Below are 21,984 nucleotides of genomic sequence, written 5' to 3' on the forward strand. Positions count from 1 at the left end.
AGTAGCCTAGAGCATAGGGGCAGGTGCACTTAGGGGGCTCCGCCGCGGGAGATTAGCTCGCGGGCCAGCTGACGGTAGGCCTCAGCACCGGGGTGGTTCGAGGCGTACGACAGAATAGGCTCTGCCGATACGGAGGCATCGGGGAACTTAACGGTGCGCTTGATGACGGTGTCGAATACCTTATCGCCAAAGGCGTCGATGATGCGGGCCAGCACCTCTTTTGAGTGCAGGGTGCGGGAGTCGAACATGGTGGCCAGCACTCCATCGATTTCGAGCTTGGGGTTCAGGCGGTCCTGTACCTTTTCGATGGAGTCCACCAGCAGGGCTACCGCGCGCAGGGCGAAGAACTCGCAGATGAGCGGGATGATGACGCCGTGGCTGGCGGTCAGGGCGTTGACGGTGAGCAGGCCTAGGGAGGGCTGGCAGTCAATTAGGATCACGTCGTAGTCGTTTTCGACCTTGCGCAGGGCGCTGGCGAGAACCTGTTCGCGGGCGACCTCGTTGACCAGCTGCACTTCGGCTGCGGAGAGGTCGATGTTGGCGGGGAGCAGGTCGATGTTCTCGAATTCGGTGCTCTGGATAACCTCGCGGATGTCGACCTTACGGTCCATCATGACGTTGTAGACGGTGAGGTCAAGTTCGTGGGGGTTGGCGCCGAAACCGGCGGACAGCGCGCCCTGGGGGTCGAAGTCGACGAGTAGGACGCGGCGTCCGGCTTCTGCGAGCGCGGCACCGAGGTTGATGGTGGAGGTGGTTTTTCCGACGCCGCCCTTTTGGTTGACCATAGAGATGATGCGGGCGGGCCCGTGGGTGGAGAGGGGGGCGGGGTCGGGGTAGATGCGCAGGGGGCGGCCGGTGGGGCCGAGCTGCTCAGCGCCGGTTTCAGTCACTGTGTTTCACCTTTGGTTGGGTTCAAGACTTTTACCTACCAGTTTAGCCGGTGGGTGCAAGTCACCACCTTCTAGTTCATTTCAACGACGATTTTGCCGGGGCAACTTGGGCTTAAACTGTGCTGTTGGATTTGAGGTGTAAACGCCCAAAACCTTTGATGGCGCACGGATACGTTAGTGGAGGACCAGCACCCCAAAGAAGACTGCCCCTACCAGCAGCATCAGGCTGTAGAGAGCAGTTAGATTGGCGTCCTTAATCCTTGTGAGCAGCCGAGTGACAGCGTGAGCAAAGCTCGGGAAGCGGTCCCAGCTTGCTTCGAGTAGCAGGTAGGGCCCGACCATACCGACTGTAAAGATGAGATAGGCCAGTACCCATTCAACCAAGTTATGGCTCACCGTTGTGAGCAGGCGACCCACCATATACATCGTTGCCATCGAGCTCAATCCGATAGCTGAATTCAAAAAGCCTTCCAGCACAGCTTTCCGGGGTGAGAGGTGGGAGTTTTTAACCTTGCGTGCCCTCTTGGGGTGGTTTCTGCGTACCCAGAGTAGAACTGCCGATAGTGCAAGCAGCAGGGCAGCACCGGAATCAATGCTCTTTCGAACGAGGATTTTGCTCGTATCGCTGTGAACCAGCTGTATCAGGTTCTCTGGATCAACGAAGCGGAAGAGCAGGACGAGGACGGTAGCCCCCATGACAATCCCGCCACCAATCCAGCGGACAATATGCATTTTGCTGGGGTCGTTGATGAGCGCCAGAAAGGTGATGCTGTAGAGCGAGGGGCTAAAGCCCATCATGAGTCCCAGTCCGAGCAGGGCAGGTGCAGCGGCGAGAAGGGTTGTCATGATTATCAGTATGACACGGGCAACCACCCTACCCATTTCGCACTTTACCCCTGCCAGGGTAAGCCAAGAGGCTTATTCACAGAATGGGGTGAAGCAGGCTCACAGCGAAGCTGCTGGCTCGATGGAGTGAGCGAGTGCGAGCGCGCGAGCACACAAGAGCGAACGAAATCCGCCGTTAGGCGGGGCGTGAGGGTCAGGCTTGCACCTATTCCGCCCGCAGATTTATTTCCTCGCGCGCTCGGAATCTGCTGGGCTCCATCCAGCGTGAGCCTGCGAAGCCCCTAATGAATTAGCTACGCAGCACCTTAGTGATATCGTCCAGCACGCTCATATCTTCGATGGTGGAGGGCACGGTGTACTGCTCGCCGTCGGCAATCTGGCGCATGGTCTTGCGCAGGATCTTGCCGGAGCGGGTCTTGGGCAGGCCGTCCACAATCTTGACGTCCTTGAAGTCGGCTACCGCACCGATGTCATTGCGCACGCTGGCGATGAGTTCGGCAGCCAGCTGCTCTTCAGTGATGTCGGCACCGGCCTTGAGCACCACGTAGCCGGCGGGCCGCTGGCCCTTGAGCTGGTCAGCCACACCGATCACAGCGCACTCAGCGACATCCGGGTGGCCGGCGAGCACCTGCTCCATAGCACCGGTTGAGAGGCGGTGGCCCGATACGTTGATGACGTCATCCGTGCGCCCCATGACGAAGACGTAGCCGTCTTCATCGATGTAGCCAGAGTCGCCGGTGGTGTAGTAGCCGGGGAAGGCATCGAGGTAGGAGGAAATGTAGCGGTCGTCGTTGCCCCAGAGGGTGGGCAGGGTGCCCGGGGGCATGGGCAGTTTGATGGCAAGATTGCCCTCTTCGCCGGGGCCGACGGGCTCACCGAAGGGGTCAAGCACCTGCAGGTTGTAGCCGGGTGAAGGAACGGACGGAGAACCGGGCTTCAGAGGCAGGGCTTCCAAGCCGCGGGGGTTAGCCGCAATGGCCCAGCCAGTTTCGGTCTGCCACCAGTTATCGATCACAGGCACACCCAGTTTCTCGGTGGCCCAGTGGTAGGTTTCGGGATCTAGGCGCTCACCGGCAACGAAGAGCAGCTGCAGGGAGGAAATATCGTAACCGCCGAGCAGCTCGGCTTCAGGATCAGCCTTGCGGATGGCTCGCAGGGCGGTAGGAGCTGTAAAGAGGGACTTGGCACCGGATTCCTGGATAACGCGCCAGAAGGCACCGGCATCCGGAGTGCCAACAGGCTTACCCTCGTATAGAACGGTGGTTGCCCCGGCCAGCAGGGGGCCGTAGACAATGTAGGAGTGGCCCACAACCCAGCCCACGTCTGAGGCACACCACATTACTTCGCCGGGGCCCACGTTGTAAATATTTTTCATGGTCCAGGTCAGAGCTACGGCGTGACCACCGTTATCGCGCACTACACCCTTGGGAGAGCCCGTCGTGCCGGAGGTGTACAGAATGTAGAGAGGGTCGGTGGCTTTCACCTCAACAGGCGCGTGTGGCTGGGCTGCCTCAACGGCCTGACCCCAATCGAGCCAGGTCACGCCGGTGGAGTTCTCTTCAGCCCGGCGCACCGCATCAGATACTGAGTTCTCAAATCCCTCACGCTCGAAGACCAGCACGGTCGCAGGCTTGGTCTGCGATAGCTCAATAGCCTTTTCTACAGCGGGAATGTATTCGATACGGCGCTTTGGTTCCACACCACCAGAAGCGGTTAGGACGACGGTGGGCGAGCAGTCGTTGATACGGCTAGCTAGTTCGTTGGGGGCAAAGCCGCCGAAGACCACCGAGTGCACGGCGCCCAGGCGGGCGACCGCCAGCATGGCCATGGCAGCCTGGGGAATCATGGGCATGTAGATGAGTACGCGGTCGCCTTTTTCGACCCCGGCGGACGCGAGCGCCCCGGCAATTTTTTCTACCTCGTCTTTGAGTTCTGAGTAGGTGATGTTCTGGCGGGTGCCGAGCATAGCTGAGTCGTAGGTGATGGCGGTGCGATCGCCGTGGCCAGCTTCTACGTGGCGGTCAACGGCGTTGTAGCAGGTATTGAGGGTACCGTCGGGGAACCAGCGGTACAGAGGGGCAGCATCGCTATCGAGGGCGCGGGTTGGTTCGGTTGACCAGCTAATGGCCTGCGCCTGCTCTAGCCAGAACTCTTCCTGGTTTTCGATGCTGCGGTTGTAGGTATCAGCGTATGTTGCCATGTGGGGTGCTCCTTTACGGACGCCGGTAGTGGGTTGTCATGAGGGAGTGACTCCAACCTAGTGCGAGGGGTCACATTTGGCAAGGTTTTGTATACAAAAATTTGTGAAACTGGTAAAAATGACACACTATTTCATGCACAGTCCGAAAATTTTCCCCCTTTTGTATACAAAACTCGGGTCGGTGTTTTAGAGTGGTCACAACCACCAATTTCAGTGCAACACATCACAAACCTGTGAAAGGAGAGAGCGAATGAGAGCTGGTGAACTGGCCTATCAGAGCCTGCGCAGCGACATCATGGAGGGAATGCTCGCTCCCGGTTCTGTGATTGCGGAGGTAGAACAGTCAGAGCGATTGGGGGTCTCTCGTACTCCCGTCCGCGAAGCTATATCCCGCCTTCTCGCTGAGGGTCTTGCCGAACCGGCACCGGGCCGCGGCGTCATCGTTGCACCGATTTCTCTAGCGAATGTGTACGCCCTCTTTGAGCTCCGCACCTCGCTCGACAGCACGGCGGCAGCACTTGCGGCACGTCGAGGCGATTCCAAGGTCTTCAAAGAGCTGGCACAGGCCTTTGAAGAGGCATCGTTCGCCCTGCACCGCGGAGAAGCCTCGCTGGCGGAGTACTACTCCCTGGTGGATGAGCTCGACACCGCGATCGACGCGGCAGCCAACAACCGCTACCTGCACCAAGCACAGACGTCCTTGCGCACCCAGCTCACCCGCATCCGCAAGCTTTCTAAAGCCAACCCCATCCGGCTGGAGCAGGCGGCTGAAGAGCACGCCCAGATTGCCCGCTGCATCGCCTCCGGTGACCCGCAGCTTGCTGAAGCCGCTACCCGCCTGCACCTAGCCAATGCGCTCTACGCCATCGAAGAGGCCGCAGCCTCCCAGAGCCAGCACAGTCTTTTCAACCATCCAGAACCAACAGCCTAAGAAACCCCTCACCGGCGCCGCGGCCGTGAGGAACAACCTGAAAGGAAACATCAGTGACCAAGCTGCACTCCGTTCGAGTTTATAAGTCCGAAGAAAACCTGCCCCGCGAAGACCAGCTCGCCTACAAGCTCGCCCAGGTAGCTACCGACCCCGTTGAGGTGCTCCCCGAGGTCGAAGAGATGGTCATCAACCGCATCATCGACAACGCCTCTGTCGCTATCGCTTCTCTCAACCGCGGCCCCATCATCTCCGCCCGCGACCAGGCCCTTACCCACGCCCACTCCCCCAACGGCAAGGGCGCAGCCATCTTCGGCGTCCCCGCCAGCACCAAGGTCTCCCCCGAATGGGCAGCATGGGCCAACGGCGTGGCAGTGCGTGAACTCGACTACCACGACACCTTCCTGGCCGCAGAATACTCCCACCCCGGCGACAACATTCCCCCGATTCTGGCAGTAGCCCAGCACGTGGGCTCCACCGGCCGCGACCTGATTCGCGGTATCGCTACCGGCTACGAGGTCCAGGTCGACCTGGTCAAGGCCATCTGCCTGCACAAGCACAAGATTGACCACGTTGCCCACATCGGCCCGTCCGCCTCCGCTGGCATCGGCACCCTGCTGGGCCTGGACACCGAAACCATCTTCCAGGCCATCGGTCAGGGCCTGCACACCACCACCGCAACCCGCCAGTCCCGCAAGGGCGAAATCTCCACCTGGAAGGCCCACGCCCCCGCCTTTGCAGGCAAGATGGCAGTTGAAGCGGTTGACCGCGCTATGCGCGGCCAGACCTCCCCCGTGCCGATCTACGAAGGTGAGGACGGCGTCATCGCCTGGATGCTGGACGGCCCCGACGCCCACTACGAAGTGCCCCTGCCCGAAATTGGCGAGCCCAAGCGAGCGATCCTCGACACCTACACCAAGGAACACTCCGCTGAGTACCAGGCCCAGGCATGGATTGACCTGGCCCGCAAGCTGCACCGCGAACACCCCGAATTCGCCAACCCCGAGAACATCGAGTCGATTGTTCTGCACACCTCCCACCACACCCACTACGTCATCGGCTCTGGCGCCAACGATCCCCAGAAGTACGACCCCACTGCCACCCGCGAGACCCTGGACCACTCCATCCCCTACATCTTCACCGTTATGCTGCAGGACGGCGAGTGGGACCACGTCGGCTCCTACGCCCCCGAGCGTGCCCAGCGCGAAGACACCGTAGCCCTCTGGCACAAGGTCACCACCGCCGAGGACGCCGAGTGGACCCGCCGCTACCACTCCAACGACCCCGCAGAAAAGGCCTTCGGTGGCCGCGTTGAAATCAAGCTGGCTAACGGCGAGACCTTCAGCGAAGAAATCGCTGTAGCGGACGCCCACCCGCTCGGCGCCCGTCCTTTCGCCCGCGAGGACTACATCGGCAAGTTCCGCAAGCTGGCCGAGGGCAAGGTCTCTGAAGAAGAGCAGAACCGCTTCATCGAGGCAGCCGAGAACCTGGCTAACCTGAGTGCAGGTGAGCTGGACGCCCTCAACATCACCGCCTCCATCGACCTTGAAACCGGCAAGAAGGGTATCTTCTAATGCTGTACGCTTCAAAGACCGCAGCCGAAAAGCGCAAAAACCTACGCGAGATGCTGGCTAGCGACCAGATTCGCCAGTTCCCCGGCACCTACACCCCCATCTCAGCCCGCCTGATCGAGGAAAAAGGCTTTGACGGTATCTACATCTCGGGTGCAGTGCTGGCCAACGAGCTGGGATTTCCGGACGTCGGCCTCACTACCCTCTCCGAGGTAGCCCAGCGCGCAGGGCAGATTGCCCGCATCACCAATCTGCCCGCCATTGTGGATGCCGACACCGGCTTTGGTGAGCCCATGAACGTGGCCCGCACCATCCAGGAGTTCGAAGAATACGGCCTGGCAGGCTGCCACATTGAGGACCAGTTCAACCCCAAGCGCTGCGGCCACCTTGACAACAAGAACATGGTTGACCTTGAAACCGCGACCAAGCGAATCAAGGCAGCAGCCGAGGCCCGCCGGGACGAGAACTTCCTGATTATGGCCCGCACCGACCTGCGCGGTACCTCATCCCTTGAGGAAACCATCAACCGTATCAAGGCTCTGGTCGATGCCGGCGCCGATGCGATTTTCCCCGAGGCCATGAAGAATCTCGACGAGTTCAAGGCTGTCTGCGACGCTGTAGACGTGCCTGTTCTTGCCAACATGACCGAGTTCGGCAAGAGCGAGCTTTACACCAAGGAACAGCTGGCTGAAGCGGGTATCTCAATGATTATCTACCCCGTCACCCTGCTGCGCTCCTCGCTGGGAGCCATGGAACGCGTCCTGGAAACCATCGAGCGTGACGGTACCCAGGAGGCCTACGTGGACCAGATGTTCACCCGCTCCCGCCTCTACGACCTGGTCGACTACGAGGCCTATAACCAGTTCGACACCGGCATCTTCAACTTCGAGGTTCCCGGTAAGTTCGAAGCCTAAACGCACAAGGAGAAACAGACATGAGCGACAACGAGGTCAAAAAAGGTCTGGCCGGTGTAGTTGCTGACTATACCGCCATCTCAAAGGTCAACGCAGAAACCAACTCCCTGCTCTACCGGGGCTACCCGGTGCAGGAACTGGCAACTGTTCCTTTTGAGAAGGTAGCCCTGCTGCTCTGGAACGGGGAGCTACCCACCGACGAAGAGCTGGCAGAGTTCACCGCTTTCGAGCGAGCCCATCGTGAGCTACCGGCAGCGTTGAAGGCAGTCATCGACGCCCTGCCCACCGACTGCCACCCCATGGATGTCTGCCGCACGGCGACCTCTTTCCTGGGCGCAGCCGACCCCAAGAGCGAGGATCTCTCCCCCGAGACCGAACTGCTCAAGGCCAAGGAACTGTTCGCGGTCATGCCGGCTGTCGTCTGCTACGACCAGCGTCGCCGCCGGGGCCAGGGCATCATTGCCCCGCGCGAAGACCTGGACTACTGCGATAACTTCCTCTACATGGCCTTCGGCGAAGTCCCGGCCCCCGAAGTCAAGACCGCTTTCAACGTCTCCATGGTCATGTACGCCGAGCACTCCTTCAACGCCTCTACCTTCACCGCCCGCGTCATTACCTCTTCGCTCTCAGACCTGCACTCAGCCGTCACCGGCGCTATCGGTGCCCTTAAGGGCCCCCTGCACGGTGGCGCCAACGAGGCCGTGCAGCACACCTTCGATGAAATCGGTGTGATTGAGGGTGAGTCCCAGGCGGACGCTAAGGCTCGTGCAAAGGCATGGATGGAGGCAGCCCTGGCAGAGAAGAAGAAGATTATGGGCTTCGGCCACCGGGTCTACAAGAATGGCGATTCCCGTGTGCCCACCATGCAGAAGTCCTTCTTCGACATGGTCGAATACTACGGCCGCCACGACATTATCGGTCTCTACCAGGGTCTGGCTGAAGCAATGGACGAGGCTAAGGGAATCAAGCCCAACCTGGATTACCCCGCTGGCCCCACCTACCACCTGATGGGCTTTGACACCCCCACTTTCACCCCCATCTTCGTGGCTTCCCGCATCACCGGCTGGACCGCCCACATCTTGGAGCAGCGCGCAGCGAATTCGCTGATTCGCCCGCTCTCTGCCTACAACGGTGTGGACGAGCGCCACCTGAGCTAAGGCCCTTTGGTGCACAGAAAGGCCGGCTGGTTCAGAGATAACTCGTCTCTGAACCAGCCGGTCTAGTCTATAAATGCAGAAATTTTCTGCCCTTTTTGCTAGCGGGCGCGGGGGTGGCTAGCTGCAAAGACCTCGCGCAGGGTATCGGCGGTGACTTTGGTATAGACCTGGGTTGTTGTCACCGAAGCATGCCCCAGAAGTTCCTGCACCACGCGAATGTCGGCCCCGCCCTCAAGCAGGTGGGTTGCGAAGGAGTGGCGCAGGGTATGCGGAGAAATCTCAGCCCGAATTTTCGCGCGTTCAGCGTGGTTTTTAAGGATGAGGTAGGCCCCCTGCCGGGTGATACGCCCGCCTCTCGCATTGAGAAAGAGGGCAGCGCTTCCCCTGCCGTGGGAGGCGAGCGCCGGGCGTCCGCGCACCAGGTAGTCGTCGATAGCCCGGGCGGCGTAGGAGCCGACGGGTACTACCCTCTCCTTGTTGCCTTTACCGAAGAGTCTTACGACAGCGGGCAGCTGGGGGTTTTCTTCCGTGGAGTTTCGGTCGATGACCAGGTCATCGATATCAACCGTGATAGCTTCGCTGATGCGGGCACCCGTGGAGTAGAGGAATTCGAGCAGGGCCCTATCTCGTAGCCCCGCGGGGGTGGCGGGGTCGGGGCTTTCCAGCAGGCGGGTGATGTCTGCCAGGGGCAGGGCCTTGGGCAGACGGGCGGCGGGAGTGGGCGGACGGACGGTCGCCGCGGGGTCTGTGGGCGTGGTGCCTTCGCAGTACCAGAAGGAATGGGCGCCGCGCACGCCGCTGATGATGCGGGCGACCGATTTCGCTGCGAGGCCTGCTCCCCCGTCCTTGCCCGGGGCAGAGCAGTGGGCGGCGAAGTCGCGCACGTGTTTTTTGGTGATGGTACCCGGGGCGATGACGCCCTGGCCTGCCAGGTAGGTGCTGTAGCGGGTGAGGTCGCGGCGGTAGGCTGCCTGGGTGTTGGCGGCTAGGCCGCGTTCGATGGCCAGGTGGTTGAGGTAGGCCTCGATGGCCCTGTCGAGCGGGGTGGGTGCAGCCGGGGCTCTGGGGGTCACCTTAGAGACCTTCGGCGGGGCGGATTTCGCCGCGGTAGTTTGCCTCGCGCAGGGCGGGGTGGGCGGTGAAGGGGGCGGACGCCGGGTAGAGGGTTTCGAAGTTACGGCGGGCTGCGGCGTCGGCGGCAAGAATCGCATTGGTGGAGGCCGCGTTGTGGATTCGCCCGGCCAGCACAGCGCGGACGGCCTCATCGAGAGGTACCCAGCGCTGCACGATTTCTGATTCTTCGTGAACCCGCTCTTCGCGGTCTTCAGTGGGGATGGCGCTGAGATCGCGAGCCAGGTAGATGCGGCAGGCCTCGCCCATACCACCGGGTGAGTTGTAAAACTCCATGAGGGTATCCCACCGGGCGGCTTGGAGGTCGGTTTCTTCTGCCAGTTCACGGGCGGCAGCGTGCACGGGGTCTTCACCGTCGATGTCGAGTAGACCTGCGGGGATTTCCCAGAGGTTGGCGCGGACGGGGTGGCGGTACTGGTTGATGAGCAGCACCTCGTTCTTCTCGTTGAGAGCAAGGACGGCAACCGCCCCAGGATGCAACAGAAAATCTCGTTCGAAGGGTTCAGCACCTTCTTCCAATGCTATGCCCTCGCGGATAACGTCCCAGACGTAGCCCTCAAATTTGGTGGTGCGGCTGGTGACGTAGCGGGGGTTGGCGATGTCAGCGATTGTATCTTGGGTCGCGGCGAGCGCCGGTGCGTCGAGGCGGGGGGCGTCCCCCACCTCATACGAGAGATTCTGTTGCATACCTTAGAACAGTACTAGCCGTTCTTGCGGGCCTCAAGTGCCGCCTTGATTAGCCCCGCAAAGAGGGGGTGGGGGCGGGTGGGGCGGGAGCGGTATTCAGGGTGGGCCTGGGTGGCGATGTAGTAGGGGTGCTCGCTCACGGGCAGCTCGACGAACTCCACCAGGGACGAGTCGGGTGAGGTTCCGGAGATGACCAGACCGGCTTCTTCCAGCTGCTGGCGGTAATCGTTGTTGACCTCGTAGCGGTGGCGGTGGCGTTCTGCTACCTCGGTTGCCCCGTAGACGCTTTCGGCCAGTGATCCTGCTGCCAGGGTTGCCGGGTAGAGGCCCAGGCGCATGGTGCCGCCCAGGTCGCCTGCGCCGTCCACGAATGCCTTCTGCTCTTCGATGGTGGCGATCAGCGGGGATGCGGTCTCGGGGTCGAACTCGGTCGATGAGGCGTCCTTGATACCGAGCACGTTGCGGGCGTATTCGAGCACCATGGACTGCAGACCTAGGCAGATGCCCAAGGTGGGAATCTTGTTTTCGCGGGCGTGGCGCAGGGCGCCAATCTTGCCGTCAAGGCCACGGATGCCGAAGCCGCCGGGCACGAGAATGGCGTCCATACCGCGCAGCTGGTGGGCGGCGTCCTCCCGGCTCGCGCAGAGGTCGGCGGCAACCCACTTGATGTTGACCTTAGCGTCATTGGCAAAGCCGCCGGCGCGCAGAGCCTCAGTGACCGACAGGTAGGCATCGGGCAGGTCGATGTACTTACCGACCAGAGCAACATTGACCTCGGTCTTGGGGGTGTGGACGGCGCTCAGCAGCTTATCCCACTGGATGAAGTCAACGGGGTTAGCGTCGATGCCCAGGTAGTCCAGGATGTAGGCATCGAGGTTCTGGCTGTGCAGGGTCTTGGGGATGTCGTAGATGCTGGGGGCGTCAGCGCAGGAGATAACGGCCTCGGGCTCTACGTCGCAGGCGTGACCAATCTTGATCTTGTGTGACTCAGGCACTTCGCGTTCACAGCGCAGGATCAGGCCGTCGGGAATAATACCCAGACCGCGCAGGGCGGCAACGGAGTGCTGGGTGGGCTTGGTCTTCAGCTCGCCGGACGGTCCGATGAAGGGCACCAGAGACACGTGCAGGAAGAAGACGTTGCGGCGGCCCACATCGCGGCGGACCTGGCGGGCTGCTTCGAGGAAAGGCAGGGATTCGATGTCACCCACGGTGCCACCGATTTCGGTGATGATGATGTCGGGGGCGTTCTCGCCTTCAGCGGGAAGGCGCATGCGGCGCTTAATTTCGTCGGTGATATGGGGAATGACCTGTACAGTATCGCCCAGGTATTCACCGCGGCGTTCCTTAGCGATGACGTGGGAGTAGACCTGACCGGTGGTGACGTTAGCTGCCTGAGAGAGGTTCTCGTCGAGGAAGCGTTCGTAGTGGCCGATGTCGAGGTCGGTTTCTGCCCCGTCGTCGGTGACGAATACTTCACCGTGCTGGAAGGGGTTCATGGTGCCGGGGTCGACGTTGAGATAGGGGTCGAGCTTCTGCATGGTCACTGAGAGACCGCGGGAGCGAAGAAGTCGGCCGAGAGATGAGGCTGAAAGGCCTTTGCCGAGAGATGAGGCTACGCCGCCGGTGACGAAAATCTGGCGGGTGACTTTACCGTTGTTTGATGCGTTTGTATCTACCACGGAATTCCAGCCTATCACCGTTTCTGTTTCGCGAGTGTAAACACTGCGGGGCAGGGCCCGGTGGGTGGACGCCTGCCCCGGCTTCTGCGGGCAGGTAGGGAACCTGCCCCGGGGCTAGATCTGACCGGCGTCGGCCAGGAGTTCTCGGGCGTGTTCCTGGGCTGCTGCCGACTGGTCGTGACCAGAGAGCATGCGGGCAAGCTCTACGACTCGTTCCTCGGGTGTGAGAACCTGTACACGAGAGAGGGACCCGTCATCATTTTTGCGCACCAGGATGTGCTGGTCGGCAAAGGCTGCTACCTGGGGCAGGTGGGTGACTACCAGCACCTGCACGTTCTTAGTGAGCATGGCCAGGCGGCGGCCGATTTCGATGGCTGCCTTGCCGCCGACGCCGGAGTCCACCTCGTCAAAGATGAAGGTGGGCACGGGGTCTACTTCTGAGAGCACCACTTCGAGGGCCAGCATCACGCGGGAGAGCTCACCACCCGAGGCACCCTTGCCTAGGGGGCGGGGGACGGCCTGGGCGTGGGGAGCCAGCATGAAGGTCACCGCGTCCTTACCGTAGCGGTGGAACTTCTCGGTTTCTTCTACCTCAACCACCAGCGAAGCGTTCGGCATGGCCAGGGCTGAAAGTTCTTCGCTGACGGCCGCTGCCAGTTTGCGGGCTGCCTTGGTGCGCAGGTCGGTGAGCTCCGCAGCCTGCTCCCCCAGGGTCTCGCGCAGCTGGCGCAGCTCGGCTTCCAGGGCCTCCTGGCGGGCAGGGTCATCTGAGAGGGTTTCCAGTCGGGCCCGAGATTCTTCTGCCCAGGCCAGCACCTCGGCAATATCAGCCCCGTACTTGCGGGTCAGGCTCTTGAGCTGGGCCCGGCGGTGCTCGACCTCAGCTAGGCGTTCCGGCCCCTCGGTATCTAGCCCAGAGGTGTAGGCCGAGATTTCTTCGGCAATATCGGTCACATGGATCAGGGCCTCGTTCAGCCGTCCAGCGAGAGCTGCCAGGTCGGCGTCCGCATCTGCTTCTACGGCCAGGGCGGTGCGGGCGGCATCGAGCAGCCCCAACACGTTGGGATCGTCCGCATCCCCGTATTCGGTGCCCGACAGAGCGGCGGACGCCGTCGCCGCAGCTAGACGCAGGGACTCAACGTTGGCCAGTTTTTGGCTTTCTGCCCGCAGGGCCTCATCTTCACCCTCGGCAGGCTGCACCGAATCGATTTCTGCTAAAGCCCCCTGCAGGGTCTGAGCTTCCAGCGCGCGAGCGCGGGTATTTTCGCGGACGTCGCGAAGTTCCCCGGCAGCCTGACGATAGCGCTCGTAGTTGACGGTGTAGGCCGCTAAAAGCTTTTCAAGTTTTTTTCCGGCGTAGGAGTCCAAAGCGTGACGCTGTTCGGCGGCGTCCTTGAGGCGCAGCTGGTCGGACTGGCCGTGAACCGCAACCAGGGTATGGCCGATATCTGCCAGCGTGCCGATAGGGGCAGAGACACCGCCCACGTGGGCGCGGGAGCGACCGGCGGCGCTGACGGTGCGGGCCAGAAGCAGCTCGGCAGAACCGCCGTCGAGTTCTTCAACCGAACCACCGGCATCCTCGGCCAGGGCTAGGGCGCGGTGCCCCTGAGGAAGGCGGATAACGGCCTCAGCCAAGGCATTCTTAGCGCCGTTGCGTACGCTAGAGGCATCGGAGCGAGCGCCCAGCAACATACCCAGAGCCGTCACGACCATGGTTTTACCGGCGCCCGTCTCACCGGTCAGCACTGAGAAGCCGGGTTCAAGAGGCAGGCGGGCATCGGTAATAACGCCCAGATCGCGCAGGTGAATTTCTTCAATCACGTGGGAAAACTTTCTTGACGAGGTTAGTCGTTACGGATAACGGTCAGGGTGCTGGTCGCAGGCCCGGGGGTGTGGGGGCCGCGCCAGCCCGCAATGGGTAGCTCAAACTTTTTGACCAGGCGCTCCGAGAAGGGGGCCGGGTGCATACGGGCCAGGCGGACGGGCTTGGACGAACGGGTCACCTCGACGCGGGCGCCGGGAGGCAGGTCTCGGGTACGCCGTCCATCGCACCAGAGCACACCTTCTGCCCCGTTGGTGGAGATCAGTTCTACCGCCATCATCGAGGTCGGTGCGGTCACCAGGGGGCGGGCAAAAAGAGCGTGGGCCGAGAGGGGCACCATCAGCATAGCCTCAACGCTGGGCCAGACAACCGGGCCGCCGCCAGAGAACGCGTAGGCGGTTGATCCGGTCGGGGTTGCCAGCACCACGCCGTCGCACCCAAAGGACGAGAGCGGGCGCCGGTCTACTTCAATGACCACCTCAATCATTTTTTCGCGGTTGCCCTTTTCAACACTGGCCTCGTTGAGAGCCCAGGTTTCAAGAATTTTCTGGCTGCCGTCCCAGACCTTCACGTCGATCGCCATGCGTTCTTCGACCGTGTAGTCGCCCGAGACCACTCGCTCAACGGTTTCGGTCAGGTCGAATTCTTCGGCCTCTGCAAGAAACCCTACGTGGCCGAGGTTGACACCGATGAGGGGTATCTGGGTGTGGCGAATCATCTCTGCTGCGCGCAGAATCGACCCGTCACCGCCCAGCACCATACCCAACTCAATGTCTTTGAGGGCCACAGACTCGTGAGCCACCGCCACAGGGACGGGGTTCTCCCACTTTTCGGTCAGGGCTTCCAGGTCAGCGCGGTTCATCACGGGCACCAGGCCAGCCCGGTGCAGCTGCGTGCAGGTAGCACGAGCAGCGTTACGGGCCTCAAGACGGCCGGTATGGGCGAAGACAAGGATATTGCGCTCCCCCGGCGTCTTGGTCTGCTGTGGTGTGAGGGCGGTGTCAGGTGTTTCGTTCACACTTTTAGGCTAACTGACCGTAAGCGGTTTTGCTGTTTTTCTGGGCCCAACATACCGGATTTTTTCGAATATTTATTCGACTTTGGGTGTCTTATGAAGCAGGGGTTGCTTCGTCAGGCTTGCGACACCAGAGGAAGAATTCCACGTTGCCGTCCTGCCCCGGAAGGGGGCTTTCCTGCTCCCCCAGCACGAGCAGGCCGGCGTCCTGCACTGCTGCGCGGACGGACGCCACGGCGTCCGCTCTCACCTCAGGGTCGGTCACAACCCCGCCCTTGCCGATGCGGGCCGGGCCCACCTCAAACTGGGGTTTGACCATGAGCAGCAGATCCCCACCTGCGGCCGTTGCCCGAGCCAGCGGCTCAACGACCTTGGTCAGGGAGATAAAGCTCAGGTCTGAGACCGTAAGGGCTACCTGCCCGCCGATGTCCTCGGGGCTCATGTGCCGCACATTCATGCCCTCATAAACGTCAACGGACGGGTGATTCCGGATCTGCTCGACCAGCTGATCGTGCCCCACGTCAACCGCCGCAACCCGGCTGGCACCCCGGCGTAAGAGCACGTCGGTGAAGCCACCGGTAGAGGCGCCTGCATCCAGGCAGAATTTACCGGCAACGGTGATCTCGGGGAAGGCGTCCAGCGCCCCGGCCAGCTTGTGCCCGGCGCGGCTCACGTACTCGGTCAGCTCGCTACGGCGGACGCGGACGCGGTCCCCCTCCTTCAGCTTTTGGGCTGGCTTCGTCACGGTACGGCCGTTCACGCTGATGTGCCCGCCCTCAACCATCTTGGCCGCCAGCGTGCGGGAGCGGGCAATCTTTGCCTGCACCATGTACTGGTCCAGTCGCATGTTCTTCCTTCCCGCTCCGCACTCGGCTCTAGCGGCTTATATCTAGGTCTTCTTTGAGGGCGGACGCCAGCTGGCCCAGCCTCTCGATGCGTTCGGTGGCGTCCAGGGCCAGGGCAGCTGTCAGCGCCGCCTCGAACTCGGGGTCAAGGGCCTCGGCTTCTTCAGTCGGTAGCCCCGAAACTGCCTTTTCTTCGAGGCTCTGGGCGCTCCCGTCCGCGCCCTTAGCCACGGTGCACCTGGCTAGGGGCAAGCGGGGCGGACGCATCGGGGTGGGCAGCCCACCAGGCTGCGCAGGCCACACGCCAGCTATCGATCTCGCTACCCTCACCGGTGATGGTGAGTTCGGTATCGGTTGCCTCAGCGGACCAGCCTGCGCCCCGAGCACTCATACCGGTTGCTGTAGCTTGTACCTGGATCTGGGGGTAGTCCTCAAAGAAACCGGCGAGGTCTTCCAGAATATAGGTGGGGCGCTCCACCGGAATAGCCGCCAGAATGCTCTGGTAGGTCTCTACCCCGGTCATGACCACGGCCGTCGCCATCGCAGCCCGGTTGCCGCCCTGGATATCGGTATCTAGGCGATCGCCCACCACCACAGGACGCTGAGAGTTCAGCTTCTGGGCGGCGGTCACGAAAATGGGCGACTCCGGCTTACCAGCTACCTGCGGGGTGCGCCCGGTAGCCGTCGCCACAGCCCCCACCAGGGTGCCGTTACCGGGGGCGATACCGCGTTCCTTCGGGATAGTGAAATCGGTGTTCGAGGCAACCCACAGCACTTTCTCATCAGCCAGGGTGTAGGCGGCTTCAGCGAGATCTTCCCACACAATCTTGGGGTTGAAGCCCTGGGCCACTGCGACCGGCTCGTCAGCCTGGCTGGTGACGGGGGTTAGCCCGGCAGCTGCCACGCAATCGGCGAGAGCCTGTGCCCCGGTGATCAGTACCTTAGCCCCGGCAGGGAGCTGGGTCTTCAGCAGTTCAGCTGCAGCCTGGGCTGAGCTAATCACGTGGTCGGCATCGGTATTGACGCCGAGTTCCACCAGATGATCTGCAACGGCCTGGACGCTGCGTGAGGCATTGTTGGTCACGAAAGCTACCGGTACCCCGGCGTCCTGTGCCCTATTCAGAGCCTCCGGGGCACCTTCAATAGCGAAGGGTCCCGCATACACTACACCGTCAAGGTCAGAGAGAATAGCGTCGTGGGCTGCCAGCAGCATTAGTCGCGGTCCTCCTCAGAAGCTTCAGCAGACAGCTCGAAGAGGGCTTCTTCCTCTGCCTGGTCTTCGCTCACTACGGTTTCAGTGGTCGTTAGGGTTTCGTCGACCTCAAAAAGAGCGCCATCTTCGCTGGCTTCAGGCTCTTCTGCGGTTACTGCATCGGCAGCCTCAGTCTCGGTGGCTTCAGCAACGTCTGCTTCTGTGTCGGTCTCTACGGCCTCGGCAGCCGGTGCCTGAGCTTCAGCGGCTTCAAGGTCAACGGAAGGTTCTTCGGGTTCAAGCAGGTCCTGCTCAGTGAAAATATCGAAGATTTCAGGTTCAACAAAGTCACCCTGGCCTAGAGCAGCCTCGGTCATCAGGGCAAGGCGGGCCCAGCGGGCTGCTTCCTTGCTACGCCCGTCCTGCTCCAGCAGGTCAGCATAGGTGTTGAAGAGGCGGGGTGAGTAGTCGAACCCGCGCTTGGGGTTCAGCTCAGGAATCTCAAGGGCCTTCAGAGCCTTCTTCAGCTCGCCCTGGTCGCTGTAGATACCGGAGACAACGATAGCGACCTCAGAGCGGACGGCCGCAGGTACCTCTTCGTTCTTCGCTTCTTCAGCCAGGGTCAGGGCCTTTTCGATACGCCCCAGGGCACGCTCACAGTCTACGAGCAGCGCGAGGTGCTCGTTGGAGCCCGAAATACGGCGGTGGGTGCGCAGTTCACGCAGGGCCAGTTCAAAGTCCTCTGCAGCGTAGGCTGCGATACCGACGACCTCGCGGACGACGCCGATTCTGCCTGCGCGCTTTGAGGCAGCAACAGCGTGTTCCAGGGCGAAATCGGGGTCAATATCGAGGTAACGGCCGACCATGACCAGGTGTTTGGCTACGGTATCTGCGTTCTGGGCTTCTAGCTGGCGCAGGGCACGTAGGGTCCAGTTTTCAAGTTCTTTACCGGTGACGTCAGTGTCGATTTCGGGTGCGTTCTTTGACGGACGGTAGTCACCGCTGGGGTTCTTTGCCTCAGCAGTAAAGTTACGGTCTTTGCGTTCCCCCTGGAAGCCGCGCTTATTCTGGTCGCGGTCGAAGTTCTTGCGGGGGCCATTACCCTTACGATCGAAGGAGCGTTCGCCGCGGCCGTTACCGTTGTTTTTACGGTCGTCGAAGCGCTTGCCACCGCCACGGTTCTTATCAAAGGGCTTCTTCTTGTCGCCGTAGGGGCGGTCACCGTCGCGCTTAGTGTAGCCGCCTTCGTTACGGTCGGAGCGGTCGCTGCGGTAGGGGCGTGAGGAGTTACGGTCGTTGTTCTTCTTGTAGCCACCGCGGTTTTTATCTGAGTGGTTACGTGAGTATTCAGCCAAGTGAGCTCCTCTATGGTGTTTGTGGTGGGGGTTGGGCTCTTTTCTGCCCTGTTTTTAATGCTAGGTTCTAGTCTATCTGGCTTGGGGTACCTTGCGTAGGGGCTGCCTGGTCTTACCGGTGCGTTTTCAGGCACACAGCTCCGCGCTTACCTGTAGCTTTAAAACAAAAAATGGCTCGGAACGATAGCTCCGAGCCATAAACAAAAAGAGCCTGAGCTTTATAGCTCAGGATCTTCCTGTATCCCAATCAAAAACCGGCGGTGACCTACTCTCCCACACCGTCACCAGTGCAGTACCATCGGCGCAAAGAGCCTTAACTTCCGGGTTCGGGATGGAACCGGGTGTTTCCCTCTCGCTATAACCACCGTAAACCTACGATGACCACCCCACACAAGGGGGGCAGCAATAACAAACCCAAGGGTTGTTATCTCAAAACCATACAGTGGACGCAAACAAAAACAAAACTCAGTCATAAAGTGTAAGCCTTCGGACTATTAGTACCAGTCAACTCCACGGGCATTCCCCGCGTCCATACCTGGCCTATCAACCCCATCATCTATAGGGATCCTCACACAGCAAACGCTGCCAGGAAATCTCATCTCGAAACAGGCTTCCCGCTTAGATGCTTTCAGCGGTTATCCCTCCCGAACGTAGCCAATCAGCCATGCACCTGGCGGTACAACTGACATACCAGAGGTTCGTCCGTCCCGGTCCTCTCGTACTAAGGACAGCCTTTCTCAAATTTCCAACGCGCGCAGCGGATAGGGACCGAACTGTCTCACGACGTTCTAAACCCAGCTCGCGTACCGCTTTAATGGGCGAACAGCCCAACCCTTGGGACCAACTCCAGCCCCAGGATGCGACGAGCCGACATCGAGGTGCCAAACCATGCCGTCGATATGGACTCTTGGGCAAGATCAGCCTGTTATCCCCGAGGTACCTTTTATCCGTTGAGCGACGGCCGTTCCACAACGTACCGCCGGATCACTAGTCCCGACTTTCGTCCCTGCTCGACCTGCCAGTCTCACAGTCAAGCTCCCTTGTGCACTTACACTCAACACCTGATTGCCAACCAGGCTGAGGGAACCTTTGGGCGCCTCCGTTACTTTTTGGGAGGCAACCGCCCCAGTTAAACTACCCATCAGGCACTGTCCCTGACCCGGATCACGGGCCGAAGTTAGACATCCAGAGCGACCAGAGTGGTATTTCAACAACGACTCCACACGAACTAGCGTCCATGCTTCACAGTCTCCCACCTATCCTACACAAGCCACACCGAACACCAATACCAAACTATAGTAAAGGTCACGGGGTCTTTCCGTCCTGCTGCGCGAAACGAGCATCTTTACTCGTACTGCAATTTCGCCGAGTTCATGGTTGAGACAGTAGGGAAGTCGTTACTCCATTCGTGCAGGTCGGAACTTACCCGACAAGGAATTTCGCTACCTTAGGATGGTTATAGTTACCACCGCCGTTTACTGGGGCTTAAATTCTCAGCTTCGCCCACAAAGGGGCTAACCAATCCTCTTAACCTTCCAGCACCGGGCAGGAGTCAGTCCGTATACATCGTCTTACGACTTCGCACGGACCTGTGTTTTTAATAAACAGTCGCTTCCCCCAATTCTCTGCGACCCATACACGCTCACGGCCGCACGGACCGGTCACGCTCAAGGCTCCCCTTCTCCCGAAGTTACGGGGACATTTTGCCGAGTTCCTTAACCATGATTCTCTCGATCGCCTTAGTATTCTCTACCTGATCACCTGTGTCGGTTTCGGGTACGGGCGGCTAAAACCTCACGTCGATGCTTTTCTCGGCAGCATAGGATCACCAAATCCCCCAATAACGGGGTCCCATCACGTCTCAGGCCAACACCGGCGCATTTAACAACCGGATACCCTACACGCTTAGACCACGACAACCATCGCGTGGCTTGGCTACCTTCCTGCGTCACACCTGTTAATACGTTTACCTCCAAAAATCGGGTCCTGCAGTCCACCATAAGCTCCCCACCACACGTGGCAGGGTTACAAACAGCTTCTCACAGTTAGCATCAAAATATCAGTATGGGCGGTTTTTCGCCGGTACGGGAATATCAACCCGTTATCCATCGACTACGCCTGTCGGCCTCGCCTTAGGCCCCGACTAACCCAGGGCAGATTAGCTTGACCCTGGAACCCTTGATCATCCGGCGCACGGGTTTCTCACCCGTGATTCGCTACTCATGCCTGCATTCTCACTCGCGTACCCTCCACCACTGGTTTACACCGCAGCTTCACTGGATACACGACGCTCCCCTACCCAACCAAGCACAAGGCTTGATTGCCATAACTTCGGTGGTGTACTTGAGCCCCGCTACATTATCGGCGCAGAATCACTTGACCAGTGAGCTATTACGCACTCTTTCAAGGGTGGCTGCTTCTAAGCCAACCTCCTGGTTGTCTAAGCAACTCCACATCCTTTCCCACTTAGTACACGCTTAGGGACCTTAGTTGATGGTCTGGGCTGTTTCCCTCTCGACAATGAAGCTTATCCCCCACTGTCTCACTGCTACGCTCTCACTTACCGGCATTCGGAGTTTAGCTGACGTCAGTAACCCTGTGGGGCCCATCGGCCATCCAGTAGCTCTACCTCCGGCAAGAAACACGTAACGCTGCACCTAAATGCATTTCGGGGAGAACCAGCTATCACAGAGTTTGATTGGCCTTTCACCCCTATCCACAGCTCATCCCCTCCATTTTCAACTGAAGTGGGTTCGGTCCTCCACGACGTCTTACCGTCGCTTCAACCTGGCCATGGATAGATCACTCCGCTTCGGGTCTAGATCCTGCCACTCACACGCCCTATTCAGACTCGCTTTCGCTACGGCTTCCCCACACGGGTTAACCTCGCGACAGAACACTAACTCGCAGGCTCATTCTTCAAAAGGCACGCTGTCACCCCAAAAGGCTCCAACGGCTTGTAAGCACACGGTTTCAGGTACTATTTCACTCCCCTCCCGGGGTACTTTTCACCATTCCCTCACGGTACTGATTCACTATCGGTCACTAGAAAGTATTTAGACTTACCAGGTGGTCCTGGCAGATTCACACGAGATTCCACGAGCCCCGTGCTACTCGGGTGGCACACACGCGGTCTAACACATTACGATTACAGGACTCTCACCCTCTCCGGTCGCCCATCCCAAGGCGTTCACCTACATGCTAGAACATCACGTCAACAGCCGGTTGAAACTGTTATGCGTACTCCCACAACCCCCATGATGCAACCCTCAACCGGTATCACACACCACAGGTTTAGTCTCTTCCGCTTTCGCTCGCCACTACTCACAGAATCATTCTTATTTTCTCTTCCTGAGGGTACTGAGATGTTTCACTTCCCCTCGTTCCCTCCAACCAGCCTATACATTCAACTGGTGGTAACAAACCATGATGGCTTGCTGGGTTTCCCCATTCGGACATCCTGGGATCAAGGCCCTGTTATCGGCTCCCCCAGGCTTTTCGCAGATTCACACGTCCTTCATCGGCTTCTAGTGCCAAGGCATCCACCGTGTGCCCTTAATAACTTACACACAGATAAAATCAAAGATATTAACCTTGACTAACTAAGTACAAAATCAAAAGTATCAAAGAAACCCAATCATTAGAGATTGAGAAATCTTCATTACATTCGAAGATGCTCGCGTCCACTATACAGTTCTCAAACAACAACCCGATACCACTCGAGGCAACCACACACAACCGTCTGACCACTA

Annotated in this window: 16 protein-coding genes and 2 rRNA genes; 4 read left to right on the top strand and 14 right to left on the bottom strand. The window is 60.0% G+C overall.

The features are described from left to right. Window positions 1-29 precede the first annotated feature (29 nt). The 3 genes from HWU94_RS07700 to HWU94_RS07710 all read right to left on the bottom strand — a co-directional run bounded on the left by HWU94_RS07700 (window position 30) and on the right by HWU94_RS07710 (window position 3,936). Window positions 30-890, bottom strand: a complete 861-nt coding sequence (locus tag HWU94_RS07700) for a ParA family protein (RefSeq protein WP_185173204.1) — start codon at window positions 888-890, stop codon at window positions 30-32. A 174-nt stretch (window positions 891-1,064) separates the two neighbouring features. Next, complete coding sequence (locus HWU94_RS07705; RefSeq protein WP_185173205.1) at window positions 1,065-1,736, bottom strand: hypothetical protein; 672 nt, start codon at window positions 1,734-1,736, stop codon at window positions 1,065-1,067. 289 nt (window positions 1,737-2,025) lie between these two features. After that, window positions 2,026-3,936 carry a propionyl-CoA synthetase gene (locus HWU94_RS07710; RefSeq protein ID WP_185173206.1) on the bottom strand — a complete coding sequence of 637 codons (1,911 nt, stop codon included), beginning with the start codon at window positions 3,934-3,936 and terminating at the stop codon, window positions 2,026-2,028. A gap of 250 nt (window positions 3,937-4,186) precedes the next feature. Between HWU94_RS07710 and HWU94_RS07715 the strand changes: the two genes are divergently transcribed. The 4 genes from HWU94_RS07715 to HWU94_RS07730 are packed head-to-tail and all read left to right on the top strand — an operon-like array spanning window position 4,187 to window position 8,506. Further along, window positions 4,187-4,867, top strand: coding sequence for a GntR family transcriptional regulator (locus HWU94_RS07715; protein WP_185173207.1), 681 nt, complete (start codon window positions 4,187-4,189; stop codon window positions 4,865-4,867). 53 nt (window positions 4,868-4,920) lie between these two features. Next, window positions 4,921-6,438: an MmgE/PrpD family protein gene (locus HWU94_RS07720; RefSeq protein ID WP_185173208.1), complete on the top strand. Its 1,518-nt coding sequence runs from the start codon at window positions 4,921-4,923 to the stop codon at window positions 6,436-6,438. Continuing rightward, the gene (gene prpB / locus HWU94_RS07725; protein ID WP_185173209.1) at window positions 6,438-7,349 is read left to right on the top strand and encodes a methylisocitrate lyase; all 912 of its coding nucleotides are present in this window, start codon (window positions 6,438-6,440) and stop codon (window positions 7,347-7,349) included. The genes HWU94_RS07720 and prpB overlap by 1 nt, the downstream gene beginning before the upstream one ends. Before the next feature lie 20 nt (window positions 7,350-7,369). Continuing rightward, the gene (locus HWU94_RS07730) at window positions 7,370-8,506 is read left to right on the top strand and encodes a bifunctional 2-methylcitrate synthase/citrate synthase (RefSeq protein ID WP_185173210.1); all 1,137 of its coding nucleotides are present in this window, start codon (window positions 7,370-7,372) and stop codon (window positions 8,504-8,506) included. 98 nt (window positions 8,507-8,604) lie between these two features. On the opposite strand, the gene HWU94_RS07735 is transcribed toward HWU94_RS07730, so the two are convergent. The 11 genes from HWU94_RS07735 to HWU94_RS07785 form a co-directional block, all read right to left on the bottom strand. Beyond that, window positions 8,605-9,579 (bottom strand): site-specific tyrosine recombinase XerD, encoded by a 975-nt coding sequence (locus HWU94_RS07735; protein ID WP_185174879.1) that lies wholly within the window; start codon window positions 9,577-9,579, stop codon window positions 8,605-8,607. A 1-nt stretch (window position 9,580) separates the two neighbouring features. Next, window positions 9,581-10,324 (bottom strand): NUDIX hydrolase, encoded by a 744-nt coding sequence (locus tag HWU94_RS07740; protein WP_185173211.1) that lies wholly within the window; start codon window positions 10,322-10,324, stop codon window positions 9,581-9,583. Window positions 10,325-10,338: 14 nt separating this feature from the next. After that, on the bottom strand, window positions 10,339-12,021 hold the full coding sequence (locus HWU94_RS07745; protein ID WP_185173212.1) for a CTP synthase: 1,683 nt from the start codon (window positions 12,019-12,021) through the stop codon (window positions 10,339-10,341). A gap of 96 nt (window positions 12,022-12,117) precedes the next feature. Then, entirely contained in the window at window positions 12,118-13,824 is a 1,707-nt protein-coding gene (gene recN / locus HWU94_RS07750; RefSeq protein ID WP_185173213.1) for a DNA repair protein RecN, read from the bottom strand. Between the two features lie 23 nt (window positions 13,825-13,847). Beyond that, window positions 13,848-14,843: an NAD kinase gene (locus HWU94_RS07755; protein ID WP_185173214.1), complete on the bottom strand. Its 996-nt coding sequence runs from the start codon at window positions 14,841-14,843 to the stop codon at window positions 13,848-13,850. Window positions 14,844-14,934: 91 nt separating this feature from the next. Continuing rightward, complete coding sequence (locus HWU94_RS07760; protein ID WP_185173215.1) at window positions 14,935-15,687, bottom strand: TlyA family RNA methyltransferase; 753 nt, start codon at window positions 15,685-15,687, stop codon at window positions 14,935-14,937. Between the two features lie 28 nt (window positions 15,688-15,715). Further along, on the bottom strand, window positions 15,716-15,916 hold the full coding sequence (locus tag HWU94_RS07765; protein WP_185173216.1) for a hypothetical protein: 201 nt from the start codon (window positions 15,914-15,916) through the stop codon (window positions 15,716-15,718). Further along, window positions 15,909-16,898, bottom strand: coding sequence for an HAD-IIA family hydrolase (locus HWU94_RS07770; protein ID WP_185173217.1), 990 nt, complete (start codon window positions 16,896-16,898; stop codon window positions 15,909-15,911). Before HWU94_RS07770 ends, HWU94_RS07765 begins: the two co-directional genes overlap by 8 nt. Continuing rightward, the gene (locus tag HWU94_RS07775) at window positions 16,898-18,232 is read right to left on the bottom strand and encodes a lipopolysaccharide assembly protein LapB (RefSeq protein ID WP_185173218.1); all 1,335 of its coding nucleotides are present in this window, start codon (window positions 18,230-18,232) and stop codon (window positions 16,898-16,900) included. Before HWU94_RS07775 ends, HWU94_RS07770 begins: the two co-directional genes overlap by 1 nt. Window positions 18,233-18,484: 252 nt before the next feature. Then, window positions 18,485-18,601, bottom strand: a 5S ribosomal RNA gene (gene rrf, locus HWU94_RS07780). 105 nt (window positions 18,602-18,706) lie between these two features. Continuing rightward, a 23S ribosomal RNA gene (locus HWU94_RS07785) occupies window positions 18,707-21,801 on the bottom strand. Window positions 21,802-21,984 lie beyond the last annotated feature (183 nt).

Source organism: Rothia nasimurium (assembly GCF_014217215.1).
Classification (GTDB): domain Bacteria; phylum Actinomycetota; class Actinomycetes; order Actinomycetales; family Micrococcaceae; genus Rothia; species Rothia avistercoris.